Genomic DNA, 18,786 nt, shown 5'->3' on the forward strand with positions numbered 1-18,786 from the left:
TGCATTCATGAATCGCGCTCGGTCTTCAATGTTGGGGATCCTGGTCGCCGCCGGAATCGCGGGCGGTTCGGCCCACGCTGATGTCGATCTCGTTTCGCCGAGCGTCTTTTCCGGCGTGTTGGATCTGCGTCTGTCCACGGCGGACGGTGAGACATCCTGGATCGACAATGGCCTGGGCAAAGCTCGTTTCGGCCAGGGGCGGCGCGGCATTCGGATCGGCGAGGCCGCTTTAGTCTGGAACCCCAGGTTTTCCGACAATTTGACTGCCGTGGTAGTGGCCGAAGGTCAGGACGGACAGGACCACGCGGTCGATTTGGGCGAGGCCTACCTCGCCTACCGCAGCTCGCCCAACGCCGCCCTGCGTCTGTCTGGACGAGCCGGTGTTTTCTACCCCCTGATTTCGCTGGAGCACGATGGGCTGGACTGGACCGTTCCCGACACCATCACGCCATCAGCCATCAACAGCTGGGTCGCCGAGGAAACCAAGGTCATGGGCCTGGAAGCTACGGCGCGCGGCAGGGCTTTCGGTCAGCGCGTCTCGGTAACCGCCGGAGGCTTCACCCACGGTGACACCGCGGGAACCTTACTGACCTTCCGGGGATGGGCGCTGCACGACCTGAAATCGCCCGCGACGGGACGTTTTCCACTACCGCCGCTGACATCGTTCATGACCCGTCGCCAGGCTGCCCACACCACCCCGCTGCGCGAGATCGACGGTCAGGTTGGCTTCTATGGTCGCGTGGAATGGCGACCAGATCCCAGACTGGCGGTCGATCTTTTTGGCTATGACAACAAGGGGGACCGGGTCAGCGTCGAAGACTGGGAATGGTCTTGGGAGACGCGGTTCTGGAATCTGGGGGCGCGTCTGAACATGGCTGATTTTGAGGCCAGGGCTCAGATCATGCGCGGCGAAACCCTGATGGGTTACTCCAATGGCAATGGCGTTTGGGTCGACGCCGGGTTCGAAGCTGGCTACGTCTCATTGACCCGGGCTTTGGGCTCGGGCGGCCTGACCGTGCGTCTGGACCAGTTCTCGGTCAGCGATCGGACAAACAAGGCGGTCGACAACAACGCCGAGCGCGGCTGGTCGGCTTTGGCCGCCTATCGCTGGGATGTGAAGCCCAGCACCCAACTCGTATTTGAAGTCCTGGCCATCGACAGCCGCCGACCGGATAGAACCCGGTTTGGCCTGTCGGCACATCAGCGTCAAACGGTCCTTCAGACAGCCTGGCGCCGCCAGTTCTGACCTAGAAGGTCTGCGGCTCGAGATGCCCGTCCCTGAGCGCGAACACCCGATCCATATAGCGCGCCAGATCCATGTTGTGCGTCGCGATCAGCGCGGCCACACCCTGGCCACGGGCCAGGCTGTATAGCGACTGAAACACCGCCGCCGAGGTCGCCGGATCGAGATTGCCCGTCGGCTCGTCGGCCAGCAGAAGTTGTGGCTTGTTGGCCAAGGCGCGGGCGATCGCCACACGCTGTTGCTCACCGCCCGACATCTGGGCCGGCTGATGGTTCACCCGGGCGCTCAGGCCTAGCTCCGTCAGTAGCTCAAGCGCTCTAGCCTCGGCTTCGCTGCGGCTGCGTCCAGCGATCAGGCCAGGCATGGCCACGTTCTCAAGCGCGCTGAACTCGGGCAGCAGGTGGTGAAACTGGTAGACGAAACCCACCGTCCCCAGACGGATCCGCGTGCGTATCCGTTCGGAAAGCTTCGAGCAGTCGCGACCGCCCAGAGCCACCAGGCCCGCGTCGGGACGTTCCAGCAAACCGGCCGAATGCAGCAGCGACGATTTGCCCGATCCCGAGGGTCCGATCAGACCAACCACCTCGCCTGGGTAAACGTCGATGTCGACGCCGCGCAGGACGGGAAGATCGCCGGCTTCGGTCTTGTAGACGCGTTCAACGCCGCGCAGCGACAGGACGGGATCACTCATAGCGCAGCGCCTCAACCGGATCGATACGTGAGGCGCGCCAAGCCGGCGGCAGGGTTGCCGCGATGCTCATAAGGGCCGAGAGGCCAACGATTCCGCCCACCTCCGACCAATCGATCTTCGCGGGGATGTGCGAGAGCATGTAGACGTCGGCGCTGAATACGGCCGTGCCGGTGACCCACTCCACGAAGTTCTGGATCGGCGTGATGTAGGCGCAGAACAGAACGCCCAGCAGCAAGCCTGTCAGGGTGCCCGCCACGCCGATCGAAGCGCCGGCCATGACGAAGATGCGCAGGATCGATCCCTGCCCCGCCCCCATGGTGCGAAGAATGGCGATGTCCTTGCCCTTGTTCTTCACCAGCATCACCAGGCTGGAAATGATGTTCAGCGTGGCGATGGCGACGATGCAGAAGAGGATCAACCGCATAACCTTCCGCTCGACCTGCAGCGCCGTAAAATAGCTGTGGTTCTTGTCCATCCAGTCAGCGACTAGCGCGCCCGGACCACTGGCTGCCTCGACCGCGGGCTTCAGCGCCTTGGCGTCATCGGGGTCATCAACCTTGATCTCGACATAGTCGACCGAGGTGTCACGCCCGAAGAACAGCTGTGACTGCTCGAGCGGCATGTAGACATAGGCCTCGTCAAACTGGCTCATGCCGACGCTGAAGATACCTCCGACGATGTAGTCCTTTTCGCGGGTCGAGGCGCCGAACGCTGTGGCCGGGCCGGAGGGTGAGATCAGGGTGATGGCGTCGCCGGGGGAGACCCCGAGGTTGATCGCCATGCGGTCGCCGATCAGCACGATATCGCCGCCGAATTCGCCCTGACCAAAGCCGGTCATCGAGCCCTTCTTGATGTTGTCGGCGATGATCTTCAGGCCGCGCAGATCGCTCGGCGTCACGCCGCGCACGATAGCGCCCGTCACCTGGCTGGGGCCAATGACCATGGCCTGGGCTTCAACCATAGGCACAGCCTGGATCACACCAGGGACGGCGCGGATGCGGCTGATGACCCCATCTCGGTCGGGACCATTGATCAACGGCGACTGGGCGTAGAGGTGACCATTGAAGCCCAAGATCCGGCCCAGCAGTTCGGCCCGAAAACCGTTCATGACGCTCATGACGGTGATCAGGGCGAACACCGCCAGCATCACAGCGCTGAACGAGATGACCGAAATCAGGGCGACGCCGCCATTCTTGCGCTTGGCGAACAGGTACCGCCGCGCGACGGACCGCTCCCAGCGGCTGAACGGTCCGGCCGCCCTGAGATCGCTCATTAGCCAGCCTTGCTTTGAGTGAGACCTGCCAGGACAGACTCCAGCGACGCAGTGGAGCGTTCACCTGACGCGCGGTTCTTGATCTCAACCACGCCTTCGGCGATCCCTTTGGGGCCGATGATCATCTGCCAGGGCAGACCGATCAGATCCATGGTCGCGAACTTGGCGCCGCCACGGGCGTCGGTGTCGTCATAGAGCACAGTCTTGCCGGCGGCGGTCAGCGCCTTGTAGGCGGTGTCGCAGGCCGCGTCGCAAGCCGCGTCGCCCTGGCGCATGTTGATGATGCCCACATCGAAAGGCGCGACGGACTCGGGCCAGATGATGCCGGCGGCGTCGTGGCTGGCCTCGATGATCGCGCCCAGCAGACGCGAAACGCCGACCCCGTAGGAGCCCATCTGCACCGGGACGTCCTTGCCATCCGAACCCGTGACCAGGGCGCGCATCGGCTCGGAATACTTGGTCCCGAACGAGAAGATGTGCCCGACCTCGATGCCGCGCGCCGACACGCGGTCGCCCTCGGGAACCTGGGCGAAGGCGGCTTCGTCGTGCATTTCCTCGGTCGCCGCGTAGAGCGCGGTGCGTTTGTCGACCAACGGCTGCAGGTCGCCATACCAGTCAACATCGGGACCGGGCGCGCCCATCTCGACCAGATCCTTGTGGCAGAACACGGCGCTTTCGCCGGTGTCGGCCAGGACAATGAACTCATGGCTGAGATCGCCACCGATCGGACCAGTGTCGGCGCGCATCGGCACGGCCTTCAGGCCCATGCGGTCGAACAGGTTCAGATAGGCTACGAACATGCGGTTGTAGGACTTGCGCGCGCCCTCGATATCGAGGTCGAAGCTGTAGGCGTCCTTCATCAGGAACTCGCGGCCGCGCATCACGCCAAAGCGCGGACGGGTCTCATCACGGAACTTCCATTGCACGTGATAGAGGTTCTTGGGCAGGTCCTTGTAGCTCTTCACCGATCCGCGAAAGATCTCGGTGATCATTTCCTCGTTGGTCGGACCGTACAGCAGCTCGCGCTCATGGCGATCGACGATGCGCAGCATCTCCGGGCCATAGGCGTCGTAACGACCCGACTCGCGCCAGAGATCGGCCAACTGCAGGGTCGGCATCAACAGCTCGATGGCGCCGGCGCGATCCATTTCCTCGCGGACGATCTGTTCGATGCGATTCAGCACCCGCAGGCCCAGCGGCAGCCAAGCATAGATGCCCGCCGCTTCCTGGCGGATCATGCCCGCGCGCAGCATCAATTGGTGCGACACGATCTGGGCGTCGGAGGGAGCTTCTTTCAGCACGGGCAGGAAATAGCGCGACAGGCGCATCAGAAAGACGTCTCCGAGGAAATGCGAGGGCCTGAGATAGCCTCTTGGCCCTCAGCTTGGCAACGCGCGCGGCGAAAAGATGACCACGCGACCTATTCCGAACGAAAAGAAGGCCGCGCGATCCTCGCGCGGCCTTGCAAGTTCATCGTCGGGGAAGACGCCACAGAGTGAGATCAGGAACAGCTGATCTCGTGAGGTCACCTTAGCCCGCCGAACAGATGTTGGGGCAAGCGCTTGCGGCGGAGAGCGCGCATTAGGGCGTTTAGCCCAAGCCTTGTGCGATTGCAGGGATAGAGATCGCATGACGCCCAAGCCTTGGGCGCCCTGACGGCTAGTAGGTGGCCGGCAGCGGCGGCAGGCTGATCAGGTGAAAGCGGATGATCAGCCACAGCACGGCGAACACCGCCACCGACACCCAGGTCGTGGTGAAGAACTTGCGCTTCAGATTCGGGTTCACCGGCGCGCCAGGATCGCCGCCTCCCGGCGGCTTGATCCCCATCTCGTGATAGCTGCGCGACCCAAGCGGAAGCACGACGAACAGAACCGTCCACCATATGGTCAGGAAGATCGCGATGCCGGTAATCGGGCCCATCAGTGGTGCGCCTCCTTGGGCGTCTCCATGAGTTCGACCAACAGGCCGCCCATGTCCTTGGGGTGAACGAAGATGATCAGGGTGCCGTGCGCGCCGATACGCGGCTCGCCCAGCACCGTAGCGCCTTTGGCGACAAGCGCGTCACGGGCTTTGTAGATATTCTCGACCTCGAAGCAGATGTGGTGCTGACCGCCCTTGGGATTCTTGGCCAGAAAGCCATGGATCGGCGATTTCTCGCCATAGGGCTCGATCAATTCGATCTGGCTGTTGGGCAGGTTGACGAAACAGACCCAGACGCCCTGTTCCGGCATCGCCCATTTCTCGGTGAACGAGGTCGCGCCCAGCAGGTCACGATACATCTTCAGCGACTCGTCGATCGACGGCGTCGCTACGCCAACATGGTTGAGTTTGCCGATCATGATCCTACTCCCGCGCTTTTGTTGTTTGCGCGAAGGCCTAACACCTGTGCTGCAGCGCGAAAAGAGCCGCCCGCCGTGTCGTTTTCACGGCGGGCAACAGCTTACGTTAGGTCAGACCCGCAGGACGGTTGTCTCAACGACGGGCTTGCGCTCCCAGATACGGAACGCCGCCTTCTTCACCGCGCGCGAGATGGCGTTCTCGATCGCTTCGTCCATGTCCTTGTCATTGCCGCCCAGGCGCTTGAACGCGGTCTCGGCTTCCTCGGCGAGGTCGTCCATGGCTTCGCCCAGCGGATACTCGTTGTCCCCCGCCAAACCCAGGCCACGCACCTGCGGGCCTGAGACGATACGGTTCTTGCCGTCCAGAACGATCGACACCGCCAGCATGCCGTTGAACGCGACATGACGACGCTCGCGCAGGGCCTGACCGTTCTCGGCCGTGACCACGCCGCCATCGACATAGAGCCGACCGGCCGGAACCTCGTCGATGATCTCGGCGCGGCCGGGAGCCAGGCGAACCATATCGCCATTGCGCGGCGTCACCTGCTGCGGAACCTGAAGATCACGGGCGAACGCCGCATGCTCGATCAGGTGACGACGTTCGCCATGTGTCGGCACCGCGATCTCGGGGCGAGCCCACTGGTACATCTGCTTCAGTTCGTCACGGCAAGGGTGGCCGCTGACGTGGATGCCGGGGGTGTCGCGTTCCGTGTGCAAGCGCACGCCACGGTCAGCCAGCTTGTTCTGCAGATTGCGGATCGGGATCTCGTTGCCCGGGATGACGCGCGAACTGAAGACCACATGATCGCCCTGCGACAGCTTCACGTGCGGATGCGTTCCCTCGGCGATGCGGGACAGAGCCGCCCTCGCCTCGCCCTGGCTGCCGGTGCAGAGGAACAGGACCTCATTCTCGGGCAGGTACTTGGCCTGGTCGTCGGTGATGAAGGGCTCGATGCCCACCAGCAGCCCGACCGACCGCGCCGCGGCGCTCATGCGGTGCATCGAACGTCCCGCCAGACAGACCTTGCGGCCCGCCGCCTGGGCGGCGCGGATCACGGTGTCCATACGGGCCACGTTCGAGGCGAAGCACGCCACGGCGATCTTGCCCGTCAGGCCGGCGATCAGCTTGTTCATCGCCACGCGCACGTCGGCTTCCGAGCCGGCGACACCATCGACGAACACATTTGTGCTGTCGCAGACCATGGCGAGGATGCCTTCGTCGCCAAGCTTGCGGATGGCGTCGATGTCTGTGGCTTCGCCCAGCTGCGGTTCGGGATCGATCTTCCAGTCGCCCGTATGCAGGATTGTGCCCAGAGGCGTCTTGATCGCCAGGCCGTTCGGCTCGGGGATCGAGTGGGTCAGGGTGATCATTTCCAGATCGAACGGGCCGATCGAGAACTTGCCGCCCAGAGGCACCTCGGTGATCGGCACCTCGTCGAGGAGCCTGGCGTCACGCAGCTTTTCGCGCAGCAGGAAGGCGGTGAAGGGCGTCGCATACACGGGCGCCTTCAGCCGCGGCCAGAGCCAGTGCACCGCACCCAAGTGATCCTCATGGGCGTGGGTCAGGACAATGCCGAGAATGTCCTTGGCGTAGGCCTCGATGTATTCGGGGTCTGGCAGGATGATCTCGACGCCGGGTGTCGTCTGATCGCCAAAGGTCACGCCCAGGTCGACCACGATCCATTTGCGATCGTGCGCCGGGCCAAAGCCATACAGGTTGAAGTTCATGCCGATCTCGTTCGACCCACCGAGCGGCAGGAAGACGAGTTCGTCTTGGGAGGATTTTTTCATCAGGTCTCTAGGGTGGTGTTGCGACGGTGAATTTCGAGGAGTCCGCGGATCGTCAGATCCGAATCGAAGTGATCGATGCAGTCCGTAGCGCCTTCGAACAGCGAGGCGACCCCGCCGGTGGCGACTACGGTCATAGGCTCTGCGCGCTCGACCTTGATGCGCGCGACCAGCCCTTCGATCAAAGAGATGTAGCCCCAGAACACGCCCGACTGCATGGCGCTGACGGTGTCGGTTCCAACCACGCGGTTGCGGGCGGGGCGTTGAATGGCGATGCGGGGCAGCTTAGCAGCCGCCTCGTGCAGAGCCTGCATGGAAAGATTGATGCCCGGCGCGATAATGCCGCCCTCGAAGGCGCCGTCGGCGGCGACGATGTCGAAGGTGGTGGCGGTGCCGCTGTCGATGACGATCAGCGGACCGGGATAGACCATGTGCGCGCCAACGGCGTTGACCAGACGGTCGGCGCCGGCCTCTGACGGCTTGTCGATCCGAACATCGACGCCGAGCTTGGCGTTCTCGCCGATCACCAGGGGATCGACATTGAAATAGCGGCGCGAGAGGTTGCGCAGGTTGAAGATCGACTGTGGCACGACGCTGGAAATGATGCAGGCGTCGATGGCCCGGAAACCCAGCCCCTGCATCGACAGCAGTTGCGAAAGCCACACGACATATTCGTCCGCCGTCCGCGTGCTCTCGGTGGCCGAGCGCCATTGGGCGATCCAGCTCTGGCCATCATGGATGGCGAACATCGTGTTGGTGTTGCCCTGCTCTATCGCCAGCAGCATCAGTTGGCCTCGCCGAAGAAGACATCGCCGGCCGTGATGCGCCGCAACCGGCCGTCAGGCAACCGAAGCCTGAGAGCGCCGTCGCCATCGAGCCCTTCGGCGACGCCCTCGACGGTTTCGGTTCCAAGGCGCGCCACGCAAGGCTCGCCCAGCCCATGGGCCCGCGCCGTCCAAGCGTCGGCGATGGCGGGGAAGCCCAGCGTATGCCAGACACGCGACCAACGCTCGAACGCCTCGGCCAGGACTTCGATGGCCTCGACGGGTGACGGCGGCGGCGCGGCGCGATGGGTGGTCAGGGCCGTGGCGGGTCTTTCGCTGTCGATCGGCTTGCGCGCCAGGTTGACGCCGACGCCAACCGCGATCCACAGCCCGCCGCCCAGACGACTTCCGGACTCGACCAGAATGCCGCTGACCTTCAATCCGCCCAATAGCGGGTCATTTGGCCATTTCAGACTGATCAAAGGGGCCGGAACATAGGCAGCTAGAAGGTCGGCGACTGCCAGGGCCGCCACGAACGAGACCTGAGCGGCCTCGGCAGGCGGCTTGTCGGTGGAAAACAGCAGGGTGGCGGCGAGGTTGCCCTCCCCGGTTTCCCAGGCCCGCCCTCGGCGACCGCGCCCCGCGGTCTGGCGCAGGCCGAGAAGCCATAGAGGCCCCGTTTCGCCCGCTTCCGCACGGCGACGGGCCTCGGCATTGGTGGAGTCGATCTCGTCGAGAACGACGACGGGCGGCCCTTCTGAAGCTGAGGGAACGCCCGTCACGTCACGCGTGGCCAAAGGCCGCAGCGGCGGCCTTGGCGGCAGGGTCGAGCCAGATCAGCGCGACCAGCACCACCGGGAAAGCGAACAGGGCAGCGGCGAAACCCACCGCACGAGCCGCGGGAGCCGGCGCATCCACGACGCCCTTGGAGGCGTCGAACCACATGCTCTTGATCAGGCGCAGATAGTAGAAGGCTCCAACGACGCTGCCGATCAGACCCAGGACGGCAGCCCACTGCATCATCACATCGCCCGTGCCGAGCGCGGCCTTGAAGACATAGAACTTCGACCAGAAGCCAGAGAACGGCGGCAGGCCCAGGGCCGACAGCGAGAACGCGGTCATGGCCAGGGCGATGCCCGGGCGTTCCTTGATCAGGCCCGCCATGTCCTCGATGGTTTCCATCGGCTTGCCGTCGCGGCTCAGGGCCTGGAGGCAGGCGAAGAAGCCCGTGACGTCGACCATGTACAGGATCATGAAGACCAACATGGCGTGCAGGCCGGTCTCACCGCCGGTGGCGACGCCCAGCAGGGCATAGCCGACATTGGCGATCGAGCTATAGGCCCACAGGCGCTTGAGATTGGTTTGGGCCAGGCCGGCGAAAGCGCCGACGAAGACCGAGATCAGCGCGGCGATCACCAGAACCTGACGCCACTGAGCGACCGAGTCCGGGAAGGCGTCGCCCAGCACGCGGGCGAACATCATCATCGCGGCCAGCTTCGGGGCCGCTGCGAAGAAGCCAACGACCGGGGTGGGAGCGCCTTCATAAACGTCGGGCGTCCACATGTGGAACGGCGCGGCCGAGACCTTGAACGCCAAACCGCAGATCAGGAACACCAGGCCAAACAACAGGCCCACGCCGTGAGCGCTATCAGCCGCCGCGGCGATGTCAGCAAAGCGGGTCGAACCGGCAAAGCCATAGATCAGCGACGAACCATAAAGCAGCAGACCGGACGACAGGGCGCCCAGAACGAAATACTTCAGACCCGCTTCCGAAGCCTTGGCGTCGTCGCGGCGGAAGGCCGCCAGGACGTATAGCGCCAGGGACTGCAGTTCGACACCGATATAGAGGCTGATCAGATCGCCGGCAGAGGCGGTGACGCCCATGCCCAACGCCGCCAGGATGATCAGCACGGCATATTCAAACTTCTGATCACCCCGCTGGGCCAGCCAGCGATCGCCCAGAACGATGCCAATGGCGCTGGAGATGAAGATCGCAACCTTCGCGTAGGTCGCCGCGGCGTCCGCCGAATAGACGCCATTGAAGGCGTGGCCGTGCGGACCCACAACGGCGGCGAGAGCCGCAGCGAGCAGAGCCACGACGGAGGCCAGGGTGAAGGCAGGGCTCGTCTTGCCCTGGAAAGCGCCCCAGGCGAGCAGGACAAGGGCCGAAACCGCGAGGATGACCTCGGGCAGGATCAGCGAAAGATTGGCTGAAAGCGTCATCAGTCCCTCACCCGGCCAAGGCGGCGCGCCAGGCGCCGACCAGCGCGTCGACGGACGACGCGGTCAGGTCAAATACGAAATTCGGATAGATGCCGAGCACCAGGGTCGAGATGATCAGCGGGGCGAAGATCAGGATCTCTCGCTTGTCGAGATCGGTGATCGTCTTGAGTTCTGGATTGACGATCTCGCCATACATGACCCGGCGATACAGCGTCAGGGCGTACATGGCCGAGAGGATCACGCCGCTGGCCGCAACCAGGGCCGTCCAGGTCGAGGCCTTGTAGACGCCGGTCATGGTCAGGATTTCGCCGACAAAGCCCGACGTGCCCGGCAGGCCGACATTGCCCATGGTGAACAGCATGAACGTGGCAGCGTACCAGGGCATGCGGTTGGTCAGGCCGCCATAGAAGGCGATCTCGCGAGTGTGCATGCGGTCATAGACGACGCCGACGCAGAGGAAGAGCGCGCCGGAGATCACCCCGTGGCTCAGCATCTGGAAGATCGCGCCCTGCTCGCCCGCTGCATTGCCCGAGAAGATGCCCATGGTCACGAAACCCATGTGGGCGACAGACGAATAGGCGATCAGCTTCTTGATGTCTGTCTGACGGAAGGCGACCAGCGAGGTGTAGACGATGGCTATGGCCGACATCGTGAAGACCAGCGGCTGGAACATCTCCGAGGCGTTGGGGAACATCGGCAGGCTGAAGCGCATGAAGCCATAGCCGCCCATCTTCAGCAGGATCCCCGCCAGGATGACCGAGCCAGCCGTCGGCGCCTCGACGTGGGCGTCGGGCAGCCAGGTGTGGACTGGCCACATCGGCATCTTGACCGCGAAGCTGGCGAAGAAGGCCAGCCACAGCCAGGTCTGCAGCCACGGCGCGAACTTGAAGGTCATCAGCTCGGGGATCGAAGACGTGCCCGAGATGGTGATCATCGCCAGGATCGCGGCCAGCATCAGCACCGAGCCGAGCAGCGTGTAGAGGAAAAACTTGTAGGCCGCGTAGATGCGACGCTTGCCGCCCCAGATCCCGATGATCAGAAACATGGGCACCAGGCCGCCTTCGAAGAACAGGTAGAAGAGGATCAGGTCCAACGCGCAGAACACGCCGATGACCAGGGTCTCCAGCACCAGGAAGCAGATCAGGTACTCGACGAGCCGCTTCTCGATGGAGCGCCAGCTGGCCAGGATACAGATCGGCAGCAGGAAAGCCGTCAGCAGGACGAACAGGATCGAAATCCCGTCGACACCCATGCGGTAGTGCAGGCCCGCGAACCAGGCCACGTCTTCCACGAACTGGAAGCCGGGGTTCTTGGCGTCGAACTGCGCGACCATAAGGATCGACAGCGCGAAGGTCACCAGGGTGGTCGCCAGAGCGATCCACTTGGCCAGGGTGTCGGTGGTCGCGTTGTCGCCCTTGAGCGCGCGAACCGCCAGAAGGACGGCCACGCCGGCGAGCGGGGCGAAGGTGGTGAGGCTGAGAAGGCCGGTCATCGATCCGTCCTCAACGGAATGCGTAAAGGGCGAAGCCAAGCAGGCCGGCGACGCCGAGCAGCATGACAAACGCATAGTGATAGACGTAGCCGGTCTGGAGCTTGCCCGTCCGGCGACCGACCTCGTAGCTGACGGCGCTCACGCCATCCGGCCCGAAGCCGTCGATGATCTTCTGGTCCCCGCCCTTCCAGAACAGGTCGCCCAGGAACTTGGCCGCGCGCACGAAGGTGGCTTGGTAAAGTTCGTCGAAGAACCACTTGTTGTAGAAGAACACGTACAGCGGGCCGTTGCGCGCCGCGAGCTTGGCGCCCAGACGCTCGTTGCCCTTGATCAGATAGACATAGGCCGCAACCAGCAGGCCGAGGATCGAAGCGATCAACGGGCTCCACTTCACCCACTCGGCCACTTCATGGGCTTCGTGCAGAACGTGGTTGGTCGGAGCATTGTAGATCGCGCCGCGCCAGAACTCTTCCTGGTGGTGACCCACGAAGTAGTCGACGAACACGAAGCCGGCGAACACCGCGCCGAGCGACAACACGACCAGCGGGAACAGCATGATCAGCGGGCTCTCGTGCGGCTTGTGATCATGGCCGTGACCATGGTCGTCATGCGCGTGGTCGTCCGCGACGGGTTCGTCGTGCGTCTCGTGCGAGGCGTGGCCGTCATGGGCATGGGCGGCGTGCGCGTCGTGATTTTCGTCATGGCCCCAGCGGGCCGTGCCGTTGAAGGTGAAGAACGCCACGCGCCAAGAGTAGAATGACGTGAGGCCAGCTACCAGCAGTCCAATCGCCCAGGCGAACATCGCGAAGACGTTCTCGCCGCCAGCGGCAAAGGCCGCCTCGATGATGGTGTCCTTCGAGTAGAAGCCGGCGAAGCCCAGGTGCAGCGGCGGGAAGCCGAGGCCCGTGATGGCGATGGTGCCGATGGTCATGGCGATGAAGGTCACAGGCAGCAGCTTGGCTAGGGCGCCGTACTTCCGCATGTCCTGCTCGTGGTGCATGCCGTGGATCACCGAACCGGCGCCCAGGAACAGCAGCGCCTTGAAGAAGGCGTGGGTGAACAGGTGGAACATGGCCGCCTGATAGGCGCCGATACCGGCCGCGAAGAACATGTAGCCCAGCTGCGAACAGGTCGAATAGGCAATGACCCGCTTGATGTCGTTCTGGGTCAGGCCGACCGTCGCAGCGAACAGGGCCGTGATCGCGCCGATCACCGTAACGATGTTCTTGGCGACAGGCGCGTATTCGAACATCGGCGACAGCAGGCACAGCATGTAGACGCCGGCGGTGACCATGGTCGCTGCGTGGATCAGGGCCGAGACCGGGGTCGGACCTTCCATGGCGTCCGGCAGCCAGGTGTGCAGGAAGAACTGCGCCGACTTGCCGATCGCGCCGATGAACAGCAGGAAGCAGGCGATATCCATCAGCGGCCAACTGTGGCCGACGAACTCCCAGCTGCGACCGGCGTTGGCGGCGATCTGCGGGAAGAGCTCGGCGAACTGGATCGTACCGAACGCCCAGTAGGTCGTCATGATGCCCAGGGCGAAACCGAAGTCGCCGACGCGGTTGACCACGAAAGCCTTGATGGCGGCGGCGCTGGCCGAGGGCTTCTTGAACCAGAAGCCGATCAGCAGATACGAGGCCAGGCCCACGCCTTCCCAGCCAAAGAACAGCTGCATGAAGTCGGCGGCGGTAACCAGCGACAGCATGGCGAAGGTGAACAGCGACAGATACGCGAAGAAGCGCGGCTTGCTGTCGTCCTCGGCCATGTAGCCCCAGGAATAGATGTGCACGAGGGCCGAGACCGTCGTCACCACGATCAGCATCACCGCCGAGAGCGCATCGATGCGGATCGACCAGTTGGCGATGAAGTCGCCGATGTGGATGAACGGCAGCAGGGTGACGGTGAAGGCCTCCAGATGCCCCCAGGTCCACTGGCTGAACACGTACCAGGACAGGCCGCAGGCCAGCAGCAGGCCACCGGTGGTAATCGCCTGCGAGGCCACGTCGCCGATGCGCCGGCCAAACAGGCCCGCGATGATCGCCGCGACCAGCGGGGCGAAGAGAATAAGGGTGACTATCGTCTGCATGACGTCGCTTAGCCCTTCATCATGCTGGCGTCGTCAACCGCGATATCGCCGCGGTTTCGGAAGAAGGTGACGAGAATGGCCAGGCCGACGGCTGCCTCGGCGGCGGCGACGGTCAGCACGAACATCGCGAAGATCTGACCGACCACGTCGTGCAGATAGACCGAGAACGAAACCAGATTGATGTTCACCGCCAGCAGGATCAGCTCGACCGACATCAGGATGACGATGATGTTCTTGCGGTTCACGAAGATGCCGAAAACGCCGATCGTAAAGAGGATCGCAGCGACGACAAGATAGTGCGACAGGCCGATCATTCGGAGATCCCCTCACCCGGCTTGATCTGAACCAGTTCCATACCGGTCTTGGGCGAACGCGCCACCTGCTTGCCGATATCCTGGCGCTTGACGCCCGGCTTATGGCGCAGGGTCAGGACGATGGCGCCGATCATGGCCACCAGCAGCACCAGACCCGCCAGTTGGAAGAAGAAGGCGTAGTCAGTGTAGAGCACACGTCCGATCGCCTCGGTATTGCTGACGCCTTCCGGCGAGGCCATGGGCTGGGCGTTCTTGCCCGCGGCGCCGTTGGTTGCGACCGTGGCGGCGACGAAGATCATCTCCAGCGTCAGTATGCCCGCCACAAGCCCGCCGATCGGCAGGTACTGGGCGAAGCCCTTGCGCAGTTCCTCGAAGTCGACGTCGAGCATCATGACGACGAACAGGAACAGCACCGCGACCGCGCCCACATAGACGACGATCAACAGCATCGCGAGGAACTCCGCGCCCAGCAGGACGAAGAGGCCAGCGGCCGAGAAAAAGGCGGTGATCAGGAAGAGCACCGAGTGCACGGGATTTCGCGCCGAGACGACGAGAAGACCCGCCGCCAGCGTTGTGAAAGCCAGCAAATAGAAAGCGATCGCCTGCAAGGCCATTGGCCCAGGTGCTCCCCTGAAAACTACATCCATGACGACAACGCCAAATGGCGCGCCGCCCCCTTCGGATTCGCCGCCCGTCTTTAGCGGTAGGGCGCGTCCAACTCCAGATTCTTCGCGATCAGGCGTTCCCAACGGTCGCCGTTATCGAGAAGACGTTCCTTGTCGTAATAAAGTTCTTCGCGGGTTTCGGTCGCGAACTCGGTGTTCGGACCTTCCACGATGGCGTCCACCGGGCAGGCCTCCTGGCACAGGCCGCAGTAGATGCATTTGACCATGTCGATGTCGTAGCGGGTCGTGCGGCGGCTGCCGTCCTCGCGCGGTTCGGCTTCGATCGTGATCGCCTGGGCGGGGCAGATGGCCTCGCACAGCTTGCACGCGATGCAGCGCTCCTCGCCCGAGGGGTAGCGACGCAGGGCGTGCTCACCCCGGAAGCGCGGCGACTGCGGGTTGCGCTCGTTCGGATAGATCACGGTCTTCTTGGGCGCGACCATGTACTTCATGGCCAGGCCAAAGGCGTTGGCGAAGTCCAGAAGGGCCGCGCCCTTAATCGCCTGGGAAATGCGTTGCATCATGGCCGTCAATCACCCTTCGGAATGACGCAGGTGTAGTTTGAAAGCTGGGCGGGATCTCCCCCGTCCTGCTTGGCTTGCAGCACCCCGCCATCGGCCTTGCACTTGTCGCCGGCCCGGCGGAGTTCGTCATAGTTCACAACGCCGCGTCCCAGCGAATAGGACCTGTCCGACGCCATCGTGGCCGAACAGGCCGCGAGCGAGGCGAAGGTCAGACCCATCAGGGCTATGGCGGTTTGGCGGTTCATCAGGCGCCCGGACCAAACACGCGCCAGCCAGCGACCAGGACGACCAGCACCAGCGAAGTCGGCAGGAAGACCTTCCAGCCCAGGCGCATCAGTTGATCGTAGCGGTAGCGGGGCACGATGGCCTTGGCCATGGCGATCATGAAGAACCAGAAGCAGATCTTGGCGAAGAACACCAAGGCCAGGAAAAAGTTACCCCACCAGCCCCAGCTCGCCAGGAACTCGGTCGGGAAGCCCGGGTTCCAGCCGCCGAAGAACAGGACGCTGATCATCGCGCACATCAGGACGATGTTCGAATATTCGGCGACCATGAACAGCAGGTACGGGGTCGAGCTGTACTCGACCTGGTAGCCGGCCACGAGTTCGGATTCAGCTTCGGGAAGGTCGAACGGAGGGCGGTTCGTTTCGGCCAGGGCCGAGATGTAGAACATGCCCATGGCCATCACCATGACCGGCAGCAGGACGATATTCTTCAGGCCGCCGCCAAAGACGTTCCAGTTCCAGAACCAGCCGGACTGGGCCTCGACGATGGTCGACAGGTTCATCGAGCCCGCCAGCAGGATCACCGTGATGATGATCAGGCCGATCGAGACCTCATACGAAACCATCTGCGCGGCCGAACGAAGGGCGCCCAGGAACGGGTACTTCGAGTTCGAAGCCCAGCCGCCCATGATGATGCCGTAGACGCCCAGCGAGCTCATCGCTAGCAGGTAGAGGATACCGACATTGAGGTTGGAGACGACCCAGCCCGGCGCGAACGGAATGGCCGCCCAGCCGACGAAGGCCAGAACCAGGCTCAGCAGCGGCGCCAGGATGAAGACCACCTTGTCGGCGCCGGCCGGAATGATGATTTCTTTCAGCACGAACTTGAAGAAGTCGGCGAAGGATTGCAGCAGGCCGAACGGACCCACGACGTTGGGGCCCTTGCGCATCTGGACGCCGGCCCAGATCTTTCGGTCAGCCAACAACAGGAAGGCCAGGCTCAGCAGCACCCAGATCACGACCAGCAGGATCCCGCCGGTCGTCAGCAGGGTCCAGGTCACGGCCGGGTTGGCGAAGAAAGCGCTCATCGGCCTACTCCGCCGCGATCTTGGCGGCGCCGGAGACGACGGCCGCGCATTCGGCCATGGTCACGCTGGCGCGCGCGATGGGATTGGTCAGGTGGAAGGCCTTGATGGCGTTCTCGAACGGCGTGTCGGCCAGTTCGCCGGCGCCGCCGACGGTTGCGAGGTCGAACGCGGCCGGGATCGAGCCCGGCGCGAAGTCGATCTGGCCGAAGGTCGGATGGTCGGCGAACAGCTTGGCGCGCAGTTGGTCCAGACTGTCATAGGGTAGCTTGTGACCGAGGATCTCGGACAGGGCTCGCAGAATCGACCAGTCTTCCTTGGCCTCGCCCTTCGGGAACACCGCCCGCTCGCCCATCTGGACGCGGCCTTCGGTGTTCACATAGAGGCCGTTCTTCTCGGTATAGGCCGCGCCCGGCAGGATGACGTCGGCCTTGTGCGCGCCATTGTCGCCGTGGGTGCCCAGATAGATCTTGAAGGCGTCCGAAGCCGCCGTCTCACACTCATCGGCGCCGAGCAGGAACAGCACGTCCAGAGCGCCCGGCTTCAGCATCTGACCCGCGGTCAGGCCGCCCTCGGCCGGGACGAAGCCTAGATCGAGGCCGGCGACGCGCGAGGCGGCGGTGTGCAGCACGTTCCAGCCGTTCCAGCCAGCCTTCACGACGTTGAACGCCTTGGCTACGCCGGCGGCCGCCTTCAGGACGGCAGCGCCATCGGCGCGGGTCAGAGCGCCCTGGCCGATGATGATGGCGGGACGCTGGGCATTCTTCAGTGCTGCAGCGAAGTCGGACTTGCTCTTGGCCAGGCCAGACAGCGTCTTGGAGCCCGCACCGAGATAGTCGTACTCGTAGGTCAGGTCGCCCTGCTCTCCGATGACGCCAATACGCAATTTGCCGGCGATCCACTGCTTGCGCAGGCGGGTGTTGAGCACCGGCGCTTCGACGCGCGGGTTCGTGCCGACCAGCAGGATGACGTCGGCGTTCTCGATGCCAGCGATTGTCGAGTTGAACAGCCAGCTTTCGCGCGGACCAGCGCCCAGCGCCACGCCGTCCTGGCGGGCGTCGAGGTTCTTCACGCCCAGCGCGGTGAAGAGGTCCTTGGTGGCCTTCAGGCTCTCGGCGTCCTGCAGGTCGCCGGCGATGACGCCAATGCGCTCCGGCTTGGCGGCTTTGATTTTTTCCGCCACAGCCGCAAAGGCTTGGCCCCAAGTCGCCGGCTGTAGACGGCCGCCGACGCGGACGTAAGGACGGTCCAGACGCTGACGCTGCAGGCCATCGACGGCGTAGCGCGTCTTGTCGGAGATCCACTCTTCATTGACGTCTTCGTTGACGCGCGGCAGCACACGAAGCACCGCGGCGGCGCGGCTATCAACGCGGATCGCCGAGCCCAGCGCGTCCATGACGTCGACGCTCTCGGTCTTCTTCAGCTCCCAGGGTCGCGCCTCAAAGGCGTAGGGCTTGGAGGTCAGGGCGCCGACCGGGCAGAGGTCGATCACGTTGGCGCTCAGTTCCGACGTCACCGCCGCGCCCAGATAGGTCGTGATTTCAACGTCTTCGCCGCGCGAGATCAGGCCGATCTCGGGCGAACCGGCGACTTCGGTGATGAAGCGAACGCAGCGCGTGCACTGGATGCAGCGCGTCATCACGGTCTTGATGAGCGGGCCCATGGCCTTTTCTTCGACCGCGCGCTTGTTTTCTTCGTAGCGGCTGTCGTCGCGACCATAGCCCATGGCCTGGTCCTGCAGATCGCACTCGCCGCCCTGGTCGCAGATCGGGCAATCCAGCGGGTGGTTGATGAGCAGAAACTCCATCACCCCTTCGCGGGCCTTCTTGACCATCGGGGTCTTGGTGAAGATCTCCTGGCCCTCGGCGGCCGGCAGGGCGCAGGACGCCTGCGGCTTCGGCGGACCGGGCTTCACCTCGACCAGGCACATCCGGCAGTTGCCGGCGATGCTGAGACGCTCGTGATAGCAGAAGCGCGGGATCTCTTCCCCAGCCAGTTCCGCGACCTGCAGAACCGTCATGCCGGGCTCGAACTCGACCTCGACGCCGTTGACCTTGGCGATAGCCATTCTT

At 63.8% G+C, this 18,786-nt stretch carries 18 protein-coding genes; 1 reads left to right on the forward strand and 17 read right to left on the reverse strand.

Annotated elements, in window-relative coordinates; all coding sequences use genetic code 11:
* Window positions 1-28 precede the first annotated feature (28 nt).
* On the forward strand, window positions 29-1,246 hold the full coding sequence (locus ACW17V_RS10500) for a hypothetical protein (RefSeq protein WP_492105089.1): 1,218 nt from the start codon (window positions 29-31) through the stop codon (window positions 1,244-1,246).
* A gap of 1 nt (window position 1,247) precedes the next feature.
* Here the strand turns inward: ACW17V_RS10500 and ACW17V_RS10505 are convergent, their stop codons facing one another.
* The 17 genes from ACW17V_RS10505 to nuoG form a co-directional block, all read right to left on the reverse strand.
* A complete protein-coding gene (locus ACW17V_RS10505) occupies window positions 1,248-1,934 on the reverse strand; it encodes an ABC transporter ATP-binding protein (protein WP_492105090.1) in 687 nt (228 codons plus the stop codon).
* Entirely contained in the window at window positions 1,927-3,207 is a 1,281-nt protein-coding gene (locus ACW17V_RS10510) for a lipoprotein-releasing ABC transporter permease subunit (RefSeq protein WP_492105091.1), read from the reverse strand. Before ACW17V_RS10510 ends, ACW17V_RS10505 begins: the two co-directional genes overlap by 8 nt.
* Window positions 3,207-4,535 carry a proline--tRNA ligase gene (gene proS / locus ACW17V_RS10515; protein WP_492105092.1) on the reverse strand — a complete coding sequence of 443 codons (1,329 nt, stop codon included), beginning with the start codon at window positions 4,533-4,535 and terminating at the stop codon, window positions 3,207-3,209. The genes ACW17V_RS10510 and proS overlap by 1 nt, the downstream gene beginning before the upstream one ends.
* Before the next feature lie 331 nt (window positions 4,536-4,866).
* Window positions 4,867-5,127: a DUF1467 family protein gene (locus tag ACW17V_RS10520; RefSeq protein ID WP_492105093.1), complete on the reverse strand. Its 261-nt coding sequence runs from the start codon at window positions 5,125-5,127 to the stop codon at window positions 4,867-4,869.
* Window positions 5,127-5,546 carry a methylmalonyl-CoA epimerase gene (gene mce / locus ACW17V_RS10525; protein WP_492105094.1) on the reverse strand — a complete coding sequence of 140 codons (420 nt, stop codon included), beginning with the start codon at window positions 5,544-5,546 and terminating at the stop codon, window positions 5,127-5,129. Before mce ends, ACW17V_RS10520 begins: the two co-directional genes overlap by 1 nt.
* Window positions 5,547-5,657: 111 nt before the next feature.
* Window positions 5,658-7,337 (reverse strand): ribonuclease J, encoded by a 1,680-nt coding sequence (locus ACW17V_RS10530; RefSeq protein ID WP_492105095.1) that lies wholly within the window; start codon window positions 7,335-7,337, stop codon window positions 5,658-5,660.
* Window positions 7,337-8,122, reverse strand: a complete 786-nt coding sequence (locus ACW17V_RS10535) for a type III pantothenate kinase (protein ID WP_492108783.1) — start codon at window positions 8,120-8,122, stop codon at window positions 7,337-7,339. The genes ACW17V_RS10530 and ACW17V_RS10535 overlap by 1 nt, the downstream gene beginning before the upstream one ends.
* Window positions 8,119-8,880, reverse strand: a complete 762-nt coding sequence (locus ACW17V_RS10540; RefSeq protein WP_492105096.1) for a biotin--[acetyl-CoA-carboxylase] ligase — start codon at window positions 8,878-8,880, stop codon at window positions 8,119-8,121. Before ACW17V_RS10540 ends, ACW17V_RS10535 begins: the two co-directional genes overlap by 4 nt.
* Window position 8,881: 1 nt before the next feature.
* On the reverse strand, window positions 8,882-10,321 hold the full coding sequence (nuoN, locus tag ACW17V_RS10545) for an NADH-quinone oxidoreductase subunit NuoN (protein ID WP_492105097.1): 1,440 nt from the start codon (window positions 10,319-10,321) through the stop codon (window positions 8,882-8,884).
* 7 nt (window positions 10,322-10,328) lie between these two features.
* The gene (locus ACW17V_RS10550) at window positions 10,329-11,813 is read right to left on the reverse strand and encodes an NADH-quinone oxidoreductase subunit M (protein WP_492105098.1); all 1,485 of its coding nucleotides are present in this window, start codon (window positions 11,811-11,813) and stop codon (window positions 10,329-10,331) included.
* A 10-nt stretch (window positions 11,814-11,823) separates the two neighbouring features.
* Window positions 11,824-13,902 carry an NADH-quinone oxidoreductase subunit L gene (nuoL, locus tag ACW17V_RS10555; RefSeq protein WP_492105099.1) on the reverse strand — a complete coding sequence of 693 codons (2,079 nt, stop codon included), beginning with the start codon at window positions 13,900-13,902 and terminating at the stop codon, window positions 11,824-11,826.
* Window positions 13,903-13,910: 8 nt separating this feature from the next.
* On the reverse strand, window positions 13,911-14,216 hold the full coding sequence (gene nuoK / locus ACW17V_RS10560) for an NADH-quinone oxidoreductase subunit NuoK (protein WP_492105100.1): 306 nt from the start codon (window positions 14,214-14,216) through the stop codon (window positions 13,911-13,913).
* Window positions 14,213-14,830 carry an NADH-quinone oxidoreductase subunit J gene (locus tag ACW17V_RS10565; protein WP_492105101.1) on the reverse strand — a complete coding sequence of 206 codons (618 nt, stop codon included), beginning with the start codon at window positions 14,828-14,830 and terminating at the stop codon, window positions 14,213-14,215. The genes nuoK and ACW17V_RS10565 overlap by 4 nt, the downstream gene beginning before the upstream one ends.
* Window positions 14,831-14,913: 83 nt before the next feature.
* Entirely contained in the window at window positions 14,914-15,405 is a 492-nt protein-coding gene (gene nuoI / locus ACW17V_RS10570) for an NADH-quinone oxidoreductase subunit NuoI (RefSeq protein WP_421737889.1), read from the reverse strand.
* Window positions 15,406-15,410: 5 nt separating this feature from the next.
* Window positions 15,411-15,650 (reverse strand): hypothetical protein, encoded by a 240-nt coding sequence (locus ACW17V_RS10575; protein WP_492105102.1) that lies wholly within the window; start codon window positions 15,648-15,650, stop codon window positions 15,411-15,413.
* A complete protein-coding gene (gene nuoH / locus ACW17V_RS10580; protein WP_492105103.1) occupies window positions 15,650-16,717 on the reverse strand; it encodes an NADH-quinone oxidoreductase subunit NuoH in 1,068 nt (355 codons plus the stop codon). The genes ACW17V_RS10575 and nuoH overlap by 1 nt, the downstream gene beginning before the upstream one ends.
* Before the next feature lie 4 nt (window positions 16,718-16,721).
* Window positions 16,722-18,782, reverse strand: coding sequence for an NADH-quinone oxidoreductase subunit NuoG (gene nuoG, locus ACW17V_RS10585; RefSeq protein WP_492105104.1), 2,061 nt, complete (start codon window positions 18,780-18,782; stop codon window positions 16,722-16,724).
* Between the last annotated feature and the right edge of the window lie 4 nt (window positions 18,783-18,786).

The sequence above is a fragment of the Caulobacter sp. FV2ye17ST genome (genome assembly GCF_058680955.1).